Source organism: Paraburkholderia monticola, from assembly GCF_001580545.1.
GTDB lineage: Bacteria > Pseudomonadota > Gammaproteobacteria > Burkholderiales > Burkholderiaceae > Paraburkholderia > Paraburkholderia monticola.
This window is the reverse complement of sequence record NZ_LRBG01000008.1, coordinates 1-14,204: the sequence shown is the minus strand read 5'-3', so window position 1 is coordinate 14,204 and position 14,204 is coordinate 1. Positions and strand designations below refer to the sequence as shown.

Here is a 14,204-nt window from a genome sequence, read left to right as displayed (position 1 = left end):
ATCAGTCGTTTAAAGAAACCGACAGTTGGCGCATCCCACCGACCGCCAGTCCCAGTCAGGAACCGTCAGGACAGTCCCCCGCACGCTATGAAAGCCGCTGATATCCGCGAGAAATTCCTCAAGTTCTTCGAATCGAAGGGCCACACGATCGTCCGTTCGTCGAGCCTCGTGCCCGGCAACGACCCGACGCTGCTCTTCACCAATTCGGGGATGGTGCAGTTCAAAGATGTGTTCCTCGGCGCGGAATCGCGTCCGTATGCGCGCGCCACGACCGCGCAGCGCAGCGTGCGTGCCGGCGGCAAGCACAACGACCTCGAGAACGTGGGCTACACCGCGCGTCACCACACGTTCTTCGAGATGCTCGGCAACTTCTCGTTCGGCGACTACTTCAAGCGCGACGCGATCCACTACGCGTGGGAACTGCTGACCGAGGTCTACAAGCTGCCGAAAGACAAGCTGTGGGTCACCGTCTACCAGGAAGACGACGAAGCGCACGACATCTGGGCGAAGGAAGTGGGCGTGCCGGTCGAGCGCATCATTCGCATCGGCGACAACAAGGGCGCGCGCTACGCGTCGGACAACTTCTGGCAGATGGCCGACGTCGGCCCGTGCGGCCCGTGCTCGGAAATCTTCTACGACCACGGCCCGGACGTGTGGGGTGGCCCGCCGGGATCGCCTGAAGAAGACGGCGACCGCTACATCGAAATCTGGAACCTCGTGTTCATGCAGTTCAGCCGCGACGCTCAGGGCAACATGACGCCGCTGCCCAAGCAGTGCGTGGACACCGGCATGGGCCTCGAACGTATCGCCGCGGTGCTGCAGCACGTTCACAGCAACTACGAAATCGATCTGTTCCAGGCGCTGATCAAGGCCGCTGGCCGCGAAACCGGCGTGACCGATCTGGGCAACAACTCGCTGAAGGTGATCGCGGATCACATCCGTGCGTGCTCGTTCCTGATCGTCGACGGCGTGATTCCGGGCAACGAAGGCCGCGGCTACGTGCTGCGCCGTATCGTGCGCCGCGCGATCCGTCACGGCTACAAGCTCGGCAAGAAGGGTTCGTTCTTCCATCGCATGGTCGCCGACCTCGTCGCGCAAATGGGCGACGCGTACCCGGAACTGAAGGACGCCGAAAAGCGCGTGACCGACGTGCTGCGTCAGGAAGAAGAGCGCTTCTTCGAAACCATCGAGCACGGCATGTCGATTCTCGAAGCCGCCCTGGCCGACCTGGACGCGAAGGGTAGCAAGACGCTCGACGGCGAACTCGCGTTCAAGCTGCACGACACCTATGGCTTCCCGCTCGACCTGACCGCGGACGTCTGCCGCGAGCGCGAAGTGACCGTCGACGAACCCGCGTTCGACGAAGCGATGGCGCGTCAGCGCGAACAGGCCCGCGCGGCGGGCAAGTTCAAGATGGCACAGGGCCTCGAATATTCGGGCGCGAAGACCACGTTCCACGGCTACGAAGAAATCGTCTTCGACGACGCGAAGGTCGTCGCGCTGTACGTGGATGGCGCGTCGGTGCAGCAGGTGCAGCACGGCCAGCAGGCGGTCGTCGTGCTCGATCACACGCCGTTCTACGCGGAATCGGGCGGCCAGGTCGGCGACCAGGGCGTGCTCGCGAACGCCAGCACGCGCTTTGCCGTCGCCGATACGCTGAAGGTGCAGGCCGACGTGGTCGGCCATCACGGCACGCTCGAGCAGGGCACGCTGAAGGTTGGCGACGTGGTCAAGGCGGAAATCGACGCGGTGCGTCGCGCCCGCACGGCCCGCAACCACTCGGCCACGCACCTGATGCACAAGGCGCTGCGCGAAGTGCTCGGTTCGCACGTGCAGCAGAAGGGCTCGCTCGTCGACGCCGACAAGACCCGCTTCGACTTCGCGCATAACGCGCCGATGACCGACGAGCAGATCCGCCGCGTCGAGGAAATCGTCAATGCGGAAGTGCTCGCGAACGCGCCCGGCATCGTGCGCGTGATGTCCTACGACGATGCGGTGAAGGGCGGCGCGATGGCGCTGTTCGGCGAAAAGTACGGCGACGAAGTGCGCGTGCTCGACCTCGGCTTCTCGCGTGAGCTGTGCGGCGGCACCCACGTCAATCGCTCCGGTGACATCGGATTCTTCAAGATCGTGATGGAAGGTGGCGTTGCGGCAGGCATCCGTCGCGTCGAAGCGATCACCGGCGACAACGCGGTGCGCTACGTGCAGGAGCTGGAAGGGCGCGTCAACGCGGCCGCCGCGGTACTGAAGGCGCAGCCGGCGGAGCTCACGCAGCGCATCGGCCAGGTGCAGGACCAGGTGAAGGCGCTCGAGAAGGAACTGAGCGCGCTGAAGTCGAAGATGGCGTCGAGCCAGGGCGACGAACTCGCGGGCCAGGCGATTGAAGTCGGCGGCGTGCATGTGCTTGCGGCAACGCTCGAAGGCGCGGACGTGAAGACGCTGCGCGAAACGGTCGACAAGCTCAAGGACAAACTGAAGAGCGCGGCGATCGTGCTCGCGTCGGTCGAAGCCGGCAAGGTCAGCCTGATCGCCGGTGTCACTGCGGACGCCAGCAAGAAGGTCAAGGCGGGCGAGCTGGTCAACTTCGTGGCCCAGCAGGTGGGCGGCAAGGGCGGCGGCCGTCCGGACATGGCGCAGGCGGGCGGTACCGAGCCGGCCAAACTGCCGGCGGCGCTTGCGGGCGTCAAGGCCTGGGTCGAAGGGCAGCTTTGATTTTGATGGACGGTTGAGTCCGGCTCGATTCAAACTCGAGCCGGGTTTGACGAAGGGGCCACGTGGTGCACCGGCAGGACGGGTGCGTTGCGTGGCCCCTTTGCTTTTGCTGACACCGGCGTGAATTCAACGATCAGACAACATTGACATCCACGGACACTGGCGCCTCCGCACGCGGCAAATCCGCGTCGACGCTCTCGGCCGCGCCTTCGTGCGACGCCATCAGCGCGCGCCGCAACGCATTGAGCGCCGACGAAAAATGCCCGCGTCGCCAGACCAGCAGCGTGTCGATCAGGCCGATATCGGGCAACTCGTGCACCGCGATATTGCTCGTGTCGGCTTGCAGATCGAGCACCGTGCGCGGCGCGACCGCGACCCCCGCGCCGGCCGCCACGCACGCGACGATCGCGTGATACGAGCCCAGTTCCAGCACGCGCGCCGGCCGCACGCCGTGCTCCAGATACCACCTCTCGATATACGCGCGGTACGCACAGCCGCGCTCGAACGCGATCAGCGTCGATAGCGCGATGTCGCGCACTTCACGGATCGGCCGATGACCCCGCGGCGTCAGCATCACGAGCTCTTCGCGGAAGACCGGCACGGTCTCGAACAGATCGCCGATCGAGGCGGGATCGAGCGGCGTCGCGACCAGCGCCGCGTCGACCTCGAACTCGCGCACCCGCTCGATCAGTTTGCCGGTCGTGCCGATTTCCAGCTCCAGTTCGACGGCCGGCCATTGCTGGTGATAGTGCGCGAGCAGGCCCGGCAGACGCGTCGCCGCGACGCTTTCCATCGCGCCGAGACGCAGCCGCCCGCTCGGACGATCCTCGCGCACCGCGTGACGCGCCTCGTCGGCGAGCGCGAGCAGGCGCTCCGCGTAGGGCAGCAGTGTCTCGCCGGCCGGCGTCAGCACGAGGCGGCGGCCGTCGCGGATAAACAGCTCGGTGCCGAGTTGCTCCTCGAGCTGCTTGATGCGAGTCGTCACGTTCGATTGCACGCGATTGAGCTTTGCCGCGGCGCGCGTCACGCCGTTTTCGCGCACGACCGCGCGAAAGATGGTCAGAGCGGCCAGATCCATGATTCTCTCCCGGCGATGATTTACATTCTAATTATTCATTTTTCGTGATCAAAAGATCAAGCTAGCATGAATGCATATCATCGCCGTTTGACCCTCCGATCATGACCGACCTTGCCTCCCACGCGTACCCGCACTTGCATGAACGTCACGCCGGCCGGCGCGCGGCGCTTGCCTGCATGGTGACGCTGGCCGTCGCGCTCGGCATCGGGCGCTTCGCTTTTACGCCGCTGCTGCCGCTGATGCTGCATGGCGCCGCGCTCGGCCAGCCGCAGATCGATATCCAGCATGGCGGCTGGCTCGCGTCGTTCAACTATGCGGGCTATTTCGCCGGCGCGGTCTCGTGCGCGGCACTGCGGGCCGACCCCGCGCGCATGGTGCGCGTCGGGCTAGTCGCGACGGTGCTGCTGACGCTCGCGATGGGCCTCACTGGCCAGTTCTGGGTGTGGGCGCTGGTGCGCTTCGTCGCCGGCGCGGTCAGCGCGTGGACCTTCGTGTTCGCGTCGCAATGGGGCCTGCGGCGGCTCGCCGAAGTCGGTGCGCATGCGTGGAGCGGGGTCATCTATACGGGGCCGGGCGTGGGTATCGTCGGCACCGGTTTGCTGGTCAGCGTTGCGGGCGGCTATGGGGCGGTGCCCGGATGGATCGGCTTTGCGGTGATCGGCGCGGTGTTGTCGGCGCTGGTGTGGCCGGTGTTCGGCGAGGCGCGCCGCACGGCGGCCGCATCGTCCGCATCGCCCGCCGTGGCAAGCTCCGGCGTCGCACAATCCGCTGATGCATCGCGCACCGGCGCCAACCCGGCGCCTCGTACGGCGGGCGCTCATCCGAGCCGCGCCGCCCACCGCGCCGACGCTGTCTGGCTGGTCCTGCTCTATGGCATTCCGGGCTTCGGCTACATCATCACCGCGACGTTCCTGCCGGTCATCGCCCGACACGCGTTGCCGGGTTCGGCATGGCCGGATCTGTTCTGGCCGATGTTCGGCGCGGCGCTGATCGTCGGCGCCTTGCTCGCCGCGCGATTGCCCACGCACTGGGACAACCGCGCGCTGCTCGCGGGCGCGTATGTGTTGCAGGCGATCGGCATCGCGCTGGGCATCGTGTGGCCGACGGCGGGCGGGTTTTCGCTCGGCAGCATCCTGATCGGCCTGCCCTTCACCGCGATCACGCTGTTTGCAATGCGCGAGGCGCGGCGTCTGCACGGCGACGACGCGGCCGGGCTGATGGGCTATGCGACGGCGGCCTATGGCATCGGTCAGATCGCCGGTCCGCTGGTGGCCGCGCCGATTGCCGCGCACACGGGCTCGTTTTCGCCGGCGCTGTGGCTCGCCGCGGGCGCGCTGCTGGCCGGGGCGGTGGGCCTGATCGCGGTGACACGCAGGCCGCGCGGCCGTGGCCGCATGCCGGATTGCGGCTGCAACTGACGCCCCGAAAACAAAACTCGCACGAGCGCACTAAAATGACCGCTTTCCGTCATTCCCACGCGCCTGTCGCCGGGCGCGTCGCTCGATCATGCAACATTTCGCGTCCGACAACTACGCCGGCATCTGCCCCGAAGCGCTCGAAGCGCTGATCGCCGCCAACAACAGCGGCCACGAGCCGGCCTATGGCGACGACTCGTGGACCAACCAGGTCTGCGACCGTCTGCGAGACCTGTTCCAGACCGACTGCGAAGTGTTCTTCGTGTTCAACGGCACGGCGGCCAATTCGCTCGCGCTCGCCTCGCTTTGCCAGTCGTACCACTCGGTGATCTGCCACGAGCTCGCGCACATCGAAACCGACGAATGCGGCGGTCCCGAATTCTTCTCGGGCGGCTCGAAGCTGCTGACGGCGCCGGGCATCGGCGGCAAGCTCACGCCCGATGCGATCGAAGCCATCGTCACGCGGCGCGCCGATATCCACTATCCGAAGCCCAAGGTCGTCACGCTGACGCAGTCGACCGAGGTTGGCACCGTCTACAGCGTCGAGGAAGTGCGCGCGATCGCCGCGATCGCGAAACGCCGTCATCTGAAGGTGCACATGGACGGCGCGCGCTTCGCGAACGCGGTCGCCGCGCTCGATGTGCATCCGTCGGAAATCACGTGGCGCGCGGGCGTCGACGTGCTGTGCTTCGGCGGCACGAAAAACGGCCTGCCGGTCGGCGAGGCGGTGGTGTTCTTCGATCGCGCGCTCGCCGACGATTTCGCCTATCGGCTCAAGCAGGCGGGGCAGCTCGCCTCGAAGATGCGCTTCATCTCCGCACCCTGGCTCGGCCTGCTCGACAACGACGTGTGGCTGCGCAACGCGCGTCATGCGAACGCGATGGCGCGTCTGCTGGAGACGCGGTTGCAGGAAATTCCCGGCGTGAGCATCATGTTCCCGAGCCAATCGAACGCGGTGTTCGCGCAATTGCCGCCGCAGGCCGCCAAGGCGATGCGCGCGCGCGGCTGGAAGTTCTACGAGTTCATCGGCGCGGGCGGCTGCCGGCTGATGTGCGCGTGGGACACGCAGCCCGACACGGTCGAGCGTTTCGCCGCCGACGTGCGCGAGTTGTGCGTCGCGTGATGCAGCCCGCTACGAAACACGAGACCCAAGAGACGTCGCCCGCCATGACCGAGTATCGATTCTGCCCCCGCTGCGCGAAGCCCCTGACCGAACGCACCGACCCCCTGCACGAAGGCGGCCGTGTGCGGCAGAGCTGTCCCGATACCGAGTGCGGCTACGTTCATTGGAATAATCCGCTGCCGGTCGTCGCCGCGATCGTCGAGTACGAGGGCAAGATCCTGCTCGCGCGCAATGCCGCCTGGGCCGAGGGCATGTTCGCGCTGATCACCGGCTTCCTCGAAAACGGCGAGACGCCGGAGCAGGGCATCGCGCGCGAAGTGCTCGAAGAGACGTCGCTGCACGCGGAGTCGGTCGAGCTGATCGGCGTGTACGAATTCATCCGCAAGAACGAGCTGATCATCGCGTATCACGTGAAGGCGCACGGCACGATCGCGCTGTCGCCCGAACTGCTCGAATACCGGCTCGTCGAGCCCGCGAAACTGCGGCCGTGGCGCGCGGGCACCGGCCAGGCGCTCGGCGAATGGATGCGGCGGCGCGGCTTGCCGTTCGAATTCGTCGAACGGCCGGGGCAATGAGGCGCGCGGCCTCGAGAGCGGCAACGTAAGCCATCGCACAGACAACACAAAGACAACGAGAGACAACCCCTCAGCGAAGCAGACACCCGACCCCACATCGCACCCACATAGCACCCACTCACGCGGCACCGAACGGATCATCGACGTCAATCAGCGGTCAATCAGCGGTCAATGAGCGCACGCTCAGGGAGAAGCAACGGCATGGCCTACATCTACTACCTGACCCACATTCATCTGGGCTACGAAGCACTGGCGCAACTGTCGTCCGAGTGCGCGCGCATCGGCATCAAGCGGCCTCTGGTGATCAGCGACAAGGGCGTCGTCGCGGCCGGCATCGCGCAGCAGGCGCTCGACGCGCTCAAGCTCGGCGAGGTGCCGCTGTTCGACGACACGCCGTCGAACCCGACCGAGGCAATGGTGCTCGCGGCCGCCCAGGTGTATCGCGACCAGCGCTGCGACGGGTTGATCGCGGTGGGCGGCGGTTCGTCGATCGATCTCGCCAAGGGCGTCGCGATCGCGGCCACGCATCCGGGGCCGCTCACGCAGTACGCGACGATCGAAGGCGGCAGCGCGAAGATTACCGATGCCGTCGCGCCGCTGATCGCGATTCCGACCACGGCCGGCACCGGCAGCGAAGTGGCGCGCGGCGCGATCGTGATCCTGAACGACGGCCGCAAGCTCGGTTTTCACTCGTGGAATCTGCTGCCGAAATCGGCGCTGTGCGATCCGGGCCTCACGCTCGGTCTGCCGCCGGGTCTGACCGCGGCGACCGGCATGGATGCGATCGCGCATTGCATCGAGACCTTCCTTGCGCCGGCCTTCAATCCGCCCGCCGACGGCATCGCGCTCGACGGTCTCGAGCGCGCGTGGGCCAGCATCGAGCGCGCCTGCGCGGACGGCAGCGATCGCGAGGCGCGCCTGAACATGATGAGCGCGTCGATGCAGGGCGCGATGGCGTTCCAGAAGGGCCTCGGCTGCGTGCACTCGCTGTCGCATCCGCTGGGCGGCCTGAAGGTGAACGGCCGCACGTCGCTGCATCACGGCACGCTGAACGCGGTCGTGCTGCCCGCGGTGCTGCGCTTCAACGAGCGTGCGCCGAGCGTGGTGGCCGAGCGCCGCTATGCGCGCATGCGTCGCGTGATGGGGGTGCCCGAGCATACGGATCTCGCGCAGACGCTGTTCGACATGACGGCGCGGCTCGGTCTGCCGACCGGCCTCAGCCAGATGGGCGTCGACGCAAGCATGTTCGACAAGGTGGTGCAGGGCGCGCTCCGCGATCACTGCCATCGCACGAATCCGCGCGAAGCGAGCGCCGACGACTATCGGCGCATGCTGACGGAGTCGCTGTGACGCATCCCCGCATCCACCTACACCACCTCCGATGAACAAACCCGCCCCCGCCGGCCGCGCCGCGTATCCGCATTTCCTGCCGATCACCACGCGCTGGATGGACAACGACGTCTACGGCCACGTCAACAACGTCGTCTACTACAGCTATTTCGACACCGTCGTGAACGACTATCTGATCCGCGCGGGCGTGCTCGATTTCGAGCACGGCGCGACGATCGGGCTCGTCGTCGAGACGCAGTGCAACTACTTCGCGCCGCTCGTGTTTCCCGATCGCATCGACGCGGGCTTGCGGGTCGCGCGGCTCGGCACGTCGAGTGTGCGCTACGAGGTGGGGCTGTTTCGCGAGGGCGAAGCCGAGCCCGCCGCGCAGGGGCATTTCGTGCACGTCTACGTGGATCGCGCGAGCCGTCGTCCGGTGAGTCTGCCCGCCGAACTGCGCGCGGCGCTCGAACCGTTGTGCGTCGCCGGCCTGGCGGACTAGACGCGTGCAGTCGTTCATCGTCACGGTGCTCAACGGCCTGAGCTACGGGCTGTTGCTGTTCATGCTGTCGGCCGGGCTCACGCTGATTTTCAGCATGCTCGGCGTGCTCAACTTCGCGCACGCGAGCTTCTACATGCTCGGCGCCTACGTCGGCTTTTCAGTGGCGGCGCGCGCCGGCTTCTGGAGCGCGCTGGTGGTCGCGCCGCTCGTCGTCGGACTCGTCGGCGCGGCGCTCGAGCGCTGGCTGTTGCGGCGCGTGCGCGGGCACGGTCATCTGCCCGAGCTGCTGCTGACCTTCGGCGCCGCGTATCTGCTCGGCGAGCTCGTCAAGCTCGGCTGGGGGCTCAGTCCGTTGACGGCGAGGCTTCCGGCCGTGCTCGACGGTCCGCTGTTCTCGCTCTACGGCGCGGTCTTCACGCGCTATCGCGCGTTCATGATGGCGGTGTCGCTTGCGATGCTCGCGGCGCTCGTCGCGGTGCTGCGCGTGTCGAAGACGGGCTTGATCGTGCGCGCCGCGCTCACGCATGCGCAGGCCGTCGAGGCGCTCGGCCACAACGTGCCGCGCGTGTTCACCGGCGTATTCGCGGCCGGCACCGCGCTCGCCGCGCTCGCCGGCGTGATCGGCGCGCCGCTGTTCGTGATCGAACCGGCGATGGCGGAGTCGCTCGGCTCGATCGTGTTCGTCGTCGTCGTGATCGGCGGGCTCGGTTCGCTGAGCGGGGCGCTCGTCGCGTCGCTGCTGGTGGGATGCCTGCAGACGCTGGCGGTCGCGAGCGATGTGTCATTGGGCGACGTGGTGTCGCTCGCCGGCGCGGTGCTGCCGCCCGAATGGGACGCGTTGACGCTCGCGCAACTCGCGCCGCTGCTGCCGTATCTGCTGCTCGTCGCTGTGCTGGCGGTGAGGCCGCGCGGGCTGTTCGGACGGCGTGACGATCATGCGTAAGCGAGATGCGTCGCCGATCCCGATGCCAGGCGGTGCGCCGCCTCGCAGGCCCGGCCGCGCGCTCGCGCCATGGCTCGGACTCGTCGTGTTCCTCGCCGTGCCGCCTTTCGTCTGGCCGCATAGCTGGCTGCTCGCGTACCTCGCGCAAAGCGCGACGATGATCGTGTTCGCGCTGTCCTACAACCTGCTGCTCGGCGAGACCGGTTTGCTGTCGTTCGGACATGCCGCGTATGCAGGGCTCGGCGCGCTGATCGCCGCGCGCGTGTTCAACGCGGGCGGCGTGCCGCTCGTGCTGCTGCCGCTCGCCGGTGGCATCGGCGGCGCGCTGTGCGGCGTGCTGTTCGGCTTCATCGCGACGCGCCGTGCCGGCACCGCGTTCGCAATGATCACGCTCGGTCTCGGCGAGCTCGTCGTCGCGGCGGCGTGGACGCTGCCGGGCTGGTTCGGCGGCGAGGCGGGCGTCGCGATCGATCGCGCGAACGGGCCGCCTCTCGGCACCTGGCATTTCGGGTCGGCGCGCGAGGCCTATGCGCTGATCGCGCTGTGGTGCGTGACCGCGTGTGTCGCGATGTTCGCGCTGTCGCGCACGCCGTTCATGCGGCTCGCGAACGCGGTGCGCGACAACCCGGCGCGCGCCGCGGCGATCGGCTGCTATCCGCGGCGGATTCGCTATGGCGTGGTCGTGCTGTCGGCGTTTTTCGCGGGCATCGCGGGGACGCTCGGGCTGATCAATATCGAGCTCGTGTCGACCGAGAGCGTCGGCATGATGCGCTCGGGCGCGGTGCTGATCGCGACCGTGATCGGCGGTACGGGGGCGTTTTTCGGACCGGTCGCCGGTGCGATCGTGCTGACGTTTTTCAGCGTGGTGGTCGCGAGTGTCACGCGGGCGTGGCTGTTCTATCTGGGGCTGTTCTTCGTCGTCGTGGTGATGTTGGCGCCGGATGGACTCGCGGGCTTTGGCGCTCGGCAGACGACGCGGCTCGCGACCTATGGCTGGCGACGCTGCCGCGCCGCGTATCTGTGGAGCGCGGCGGCGGGGTTGCTGTGGCTCGCGGCCACCGTGCTCGCGGTGCAGTGGGCCTATGCGGCGCAGTTCGGCGCGGACGAAGGCGCGGCTTCAGGCGCGTGGTTCGGCGCGTTGTTTGGCAGCAGTGCGGGCGCGGGTGCGGGCGCGGGCGCGGGCACGGCTGTCACCGGCGTGCCGCTACCGTCGCCGCCCGCCGCCGCGCCGCTGTATCTGGCGCTTGCGCTCATTGTGCTCGCGGCCCTGGCCGCGCTGAGCACTCGCTACGCGCTGCGCGCGCATGCCCGCGTCGCGGCCCACGCGCGCGCGGCACGATCCTCCGGAGCCGCACGATGATCCCCGCACTCGCGCTCTACGGCATCGACAAGCGCTTCGGCGCGACGCAGATCCTGCGCGGCGTCGATCTCGCGATCGAGCCCGGCGAACGGCATGCGCTGATCGGCCCGAACGGCGCGGGCAAGTCGACGCTGTTCAACCTGATCGGCGGCGGCGCACGGCCGAGCGCGGGACGCATCCATCTGTTCGGCGCGGACATCACGCGGCTCGCGCCGGCCGCGATCGCGCGCCGCGGCCTCGCGCGCAGCTTCCAGAGCACCAGCGTGTTCGCGCGGCTGTCCGTGTTCGATAACCTGCGCTGCGCGGCGCAGCTCGCCGAGCGCGATCGCACGCGCTGGTGGCAGCGTCCGACCGGCACGGCCGCAGTCGATGCGCGCGCCGCCAACGTGCTCGAGGCGGTCGGCCTCGGCGCGCGCCGCGACGTCGCGGCCGGCACGCTCAGCTACGCGGAGCAACGCGCGCTCGATCTCGGCATCGCGCTCGCGGGCGGCGCGCACACGCTGCTGCTCGACGAGCCGACCGCGGGCATGAACCGCGCGGAAGCGGCACGTGCGATAGAGCTGATCCGTAACACCACCGCGGGCCGCACGCTGCTAATGGTCGAGCACGACATGGACGCGGTGTTCGCGCTTGCCGATCGGATTTCGGTGCTGGTGCAGGGGCGCATCATCGCGAGCGGGTCGCCGGCCGCGATTCGCGCGGACGCGGCCGTGCGTGCCGCTTATCTGGGCGAGGGCTTCGATCAGAACCCGGGTACCCGGACCGGCGATCGAGCCGACAAGGGAGGCGGCCGATGAGCGCGCTGCTCGAAATCCGCAACCTGAACGCGTGGTACGGCGCGAGCCAGGCCTTGCACGGTGTCACGCTGGACATCGGGCCCGGCGAAGCGGTCGCGCTGGTCGGCCGCAACGGCTCCGGACGCTCGACGCTCGCGCGCGCGGTGATGGGCCTCGTGCGCTGCGAGGGCGAACTGCGTTTCGCGGGGCGTTCGCTCGCCGGTCTGCGCACGTTCGAGATCGCGCGGCTAGGGCTCGGCTATGTGGCGGAGCATCGCGACGTGTTCGCCGCGCTGAGCGTCCATGAAAACCTGCTGCTCGGCATCGCACCGGCTGCCGCTTCGCGTGCGCGCGGCCGCGCGCCGCGCTTCACGCTCGACGACGCCTACGCGCTGTTTCCCGTGCTGGCCGAGCGCCGGCGCACGCGCGCCGGTGCGTTGTCGGGCGGCGAGCAACAGATGCTCGCGCTCGCTCGCGCGCTGCTTGGCGACCCCGATCTGCTCGTGATCGACGAACCCGGCGAAGGGCTCGCGAGTCTCGTGATGCAGCAGGTTGCCGATTGTTTGCGCGCGCTGCGCGAGCGTGGCGTCGCGATCCTGTTGATCGAGCAGCGGCTCGTGATCGCGCGGGACCTCGCGAGCCGCGTCGCCGTGATGGGGCACGGCGAGATCGTGTTCGACGGCGCGCTCGCGTCGTTCCTGTCGCGTGACGATGTGATGCGCGAATGGCTCGGCGTCGGTTGACTCGCGAATGAGCTCAGCCCGCCCCGAGTTCCTCGAATAGCCAGTCCTGAAAGCTCCTCAGCTTGGGCAGATCCGCACGCGATTTCAGCAGGTTCAGCGTGTAGCCGTTGACCTTCAATCCGTCGAGTCCCAACGGCGCGACCAGGGTCCCGGTTTCCAGTTCGCGTTGCGCGAGCAGCAGACTCTCCAGACAGACGCCCATGCCGTCCGCGGCCGCGCTGATCGCCATGAACGAGCGATCGAAGCGCGGCCCGCGCGTGATGTCGAGCACGACCTTGCGATGCAAACGCATCCAGTCGCGCCATCCGACGAGACACCCCTCGCTATGGATCAGCGTGTGATGCCGCAGGTCCGCGACCGTGCGGATCGGATGCTCGCCGTTGGCAAGACGTGGCGAGCACAGCGGCACGATGGTTTCGAGCGGCAGATCGAGCACCATCGTGCCGGGCGGCTGCAAGCGCCGCGCGCCGTAGCGGATGTCGATATCGACCGACTCCTTGATCAGGTCCACCGCCGCCGATGACGCATTGAGCCGCACGTCGATATCCGGATGCAGCGCGCTGAATCGCGCGAGCCGCGGCATCAGCCATTGCGTGGCGATGCTCGGCGTCGCGTGCACGGTGAGGATGTCGCTTTTCGCGACCCGGCCGATGTCGCGCGTCGCTTTGTCGATGCGCGCGAACGCCGCGCCGATTTCCTCAGCGAATTGACGACCCATGTCCGTGAGCACCACCGCACGGTGCACGCGATGAAACAGCCGCACGCCCAACTGGTCCTCCAGCAGCTTGACCTGATGGCTCACCGCCGAGGGCGTGACGAACAGCTCTTCTGCTGCGAGCGCGAACGACGAGAGCCGCGCGGCGGCCTCGAAAGCCTGAATGGACTTGAGTGTGACGCGATGGTGCATGGCAGCATTCACATGAACTGAGTTCAGCAATAGCCCACTTTAATTCGTTTGAGCGAATCTATTCAAGTCGATACGCTGTATCCATTCGCAGTGCAATCAAACCGAGGGATTACCCGGGGCTGCGATCAGGCCGAATCATTCTGCAAGGAGACATGCGTGAATACGAGCGAAGCCGGGCGCACCGCCCAACTCGCGGACCACGCCTACCGCATCCGCCGCAACGCGTTGCTGATGGGCGAAGTACAGGGGCAGGGCTATATCGGCCAGGCGCTCGACATCGCCGATGTGCTGGCCGTCGCCTACTTCGGCGCGATGCGTTACCGCGCCGACGACCCCGAATGGGAAGGGCGCGACCGCTTCCTGCTGTCGAACGGGCACTACGCGATTGCGTTGTACGCGGCGCTGTTCGAGGCCGGCATCCTGCCCGCCGACGAACTCGAAACCTACGGCAGCGACGACAGCCGCCTGCCGATGTCCGGCATGGCGAGCTATACGCCGGGCATGGAGATGTCGGGCGGCTCGCTCGGCCAGGGGCTGACGATCGCGGTCGGCCGCTGCCTTGGCTTGAAGCGCAAAGCTTCGGACTCCTTCGTCTACACGCTGTTCTCCGACGGCGAACTCGACGAAGGCGCGGTCTGGGAGGGTCTGATGTCCGCCGCGCACTGGAAGCTCGACAACCTGATCGCGATCGTCGACGTCAACAACCAGCAGGCCGACGGTCCGCCGCCTCCGAGAACGGGC

The 14,204-nt window shown here is 67.7% G+C and carries 13 protein-coding genes; 11 read left to right on the top strand and 2 right to left on the bottom strand.

Going from position 1 to position 14,204, the window contains the following annotated elements; genetic code table 11:
• Window positions 1-87 precede the first annotated feature (87 nt).
• Window positions 88-2,712, top strand: coding sequence for an alanine--tRNA ligase (gene alaS / locus CI15_RS11185; protein WP_062127702.1), 2,625 nt, complete (start codon window positions 88-90; stop codon window positions 2,710-2,712).
• A gap of 133 nt (window positions 2,713-2,845) precedes the next feature.
• On the opposite strand, the gene CI15_RS11180 is transcribed toward alaS, so the two are convergent.
• A complete protein-coding gene (locus CI15_RS11180; RefSeq protein ID WP_062127700.1) occupies window positions 2,846-3,790 on the bottom strand; it encodes a LysR family transcriptional regulator in 945 nt (314 codons plus the stop codon).
• A gap of 101 nt (window positions 3,791-3,891) precedes the next feature.
• Here CI15_RS11180 and CI15_RS11175 point away from each other — a divergent pair, with 101 nt between their 5' ends.
• The 9 genes from CI15_RS11175 to CI15_RS11135 all read left to right on the top strand — a co-directional run bounded on the left by CI15_RS11175 (window position 3,892) and on the right by CI15_RS11135 (window position 12,556).
• Window positions 3,892-5,208: a YbfB/YjiJ family MFS transporter gene (locus CI15_RS11175; protein ID WP_062127698.1), complete on the top strand. Its 1,317-nt coding sequence runs from the start codon at window positions 3,892-3,894 to the stop codon at window positions 5,206-5,208.
• Between the two features lie 88 nt (window positions 5,209-5,296).
• Window positions 5,297-6,328, top strand: coding sequence for a threonine aldolase family protein (locus CI15_RS11170; RefSeq protein ID WP_062127696.1), 1,032 nt, complete (start codon window positions 5,297-5,299; stop codon window positions 6,326-6,328).
• A 44-nt stretch (window positions 6,329-6,372) separates the two neighbouring features.
• Complete coding sequence (locus tag CI15_RS11165; protein WP_062127694.1) at window positions 6,373-6,903, top strand: NUDIX domain-containing protein; 531 nt, start codon at window positions 6,373-6,375, stop codon at window positions 6,901-6,903.
• A 201-nt stretch (window positions 6,904-7,104) separates the two neighbouring features.
• The gene (locus tag CI15_RS11160) at window positions 7,105-8,253 is read left to right on the top strand and encodes an iron-containing alcohol dehydrogenase (protein ID WP_062127692.1); all 1,149 of its coding nucleotides are present in this window, start codon (window positions 7,105-7,107) and stop codon (window positions 8,251-8,253) included.
• Window positions 8,254-8,284: 31 nt separating this feature from the next.
• A complete protein-coding gene (locus CI15_RS11155; protein WP_062127690.1) occupies window positions 8,285-8,734 on the top strand; it encodes an acyl-CoA thioesterase in 450 nt (149 codons plus the stop codon).
• A 4-nt stretch (window positions 8,735-8,738) separates the two neighbouring features.
• Window positions 8,739-9,677, top strand: a complete 939-nt coding sequence (locus CI15_RS11150; RefSeq protein WP_062127688.1) for a branched-chain amino acid ABC transporter permease — start codon at window positions 8,739-8,741, stop codon at window positions 9,675-9,677.
• Between the two features lie 22 nt (window positions 9,678-9,699).
• On the top strand, window positions 9,700-11,037 hold the full coding sequence (locus CI15_RS11145) for a branched-chain amino acid ABC transporter permease (protein ID WP_062127953.1): 1,338 nt from the start codon (window positions 9,700-9,702) through the stop codon (window positions 11,035-11,037).
• Entirely contained in the window at window positions 11,034-11,834 is an 801-nt protein-coding gene (locus CI15_RS11140) for an ABC transporter ATP-binding protein (RefSeq protein WP_062127686.1), read from the top strand. The genes CI15_RS11145 and CI15_RS11140 overlap by 4 nt, the downstream gene beginning before the upstream one ends.
• Window positions 11,831-12,556 (top strand): ABC transporter ATP-binding protein, encoded by a 726-nt coding sequence (locus CI15_RS11135; RefSeq protein WP_062127684.1) that lies wholly within the window; start codon window positions 11,831-11,833, stop codon window positions 12,554-12,556. Before CI15_RS11140 ends, CI15_RS11135 begins: the two co-directional genes overlap by 4 nt.
• A 13-nt stretch (window positions 12,557-12,569) precedes the next feature.
• On the opposite strand, the gene gcvA is transcribed toward CI15_RS11135, so the two are convergent.
• Window positions 12,570-13,463, bottom strand: coding sequence for a transcriptional regulator GcvA (gene gcvA / locus CI15_RS11130; protein ID WP_174543222.1), 894 nt, complete (start codon window positions 13,461-13,463; stop codon window positions 12,570-12,572).
• Between the two features lie 156 nt (window positions 13,464-13,619).
• Here gcvA and CI15_RS11125 point away from each other — a divergent pair.
• A partial coding sequence (locus CI15_RS11125) for a transketolase (RefSeq protein ID WP_062127680.1) occupies window positions 13,620-14,204 on the top strand: 585 nt, incomplete at its 3' end.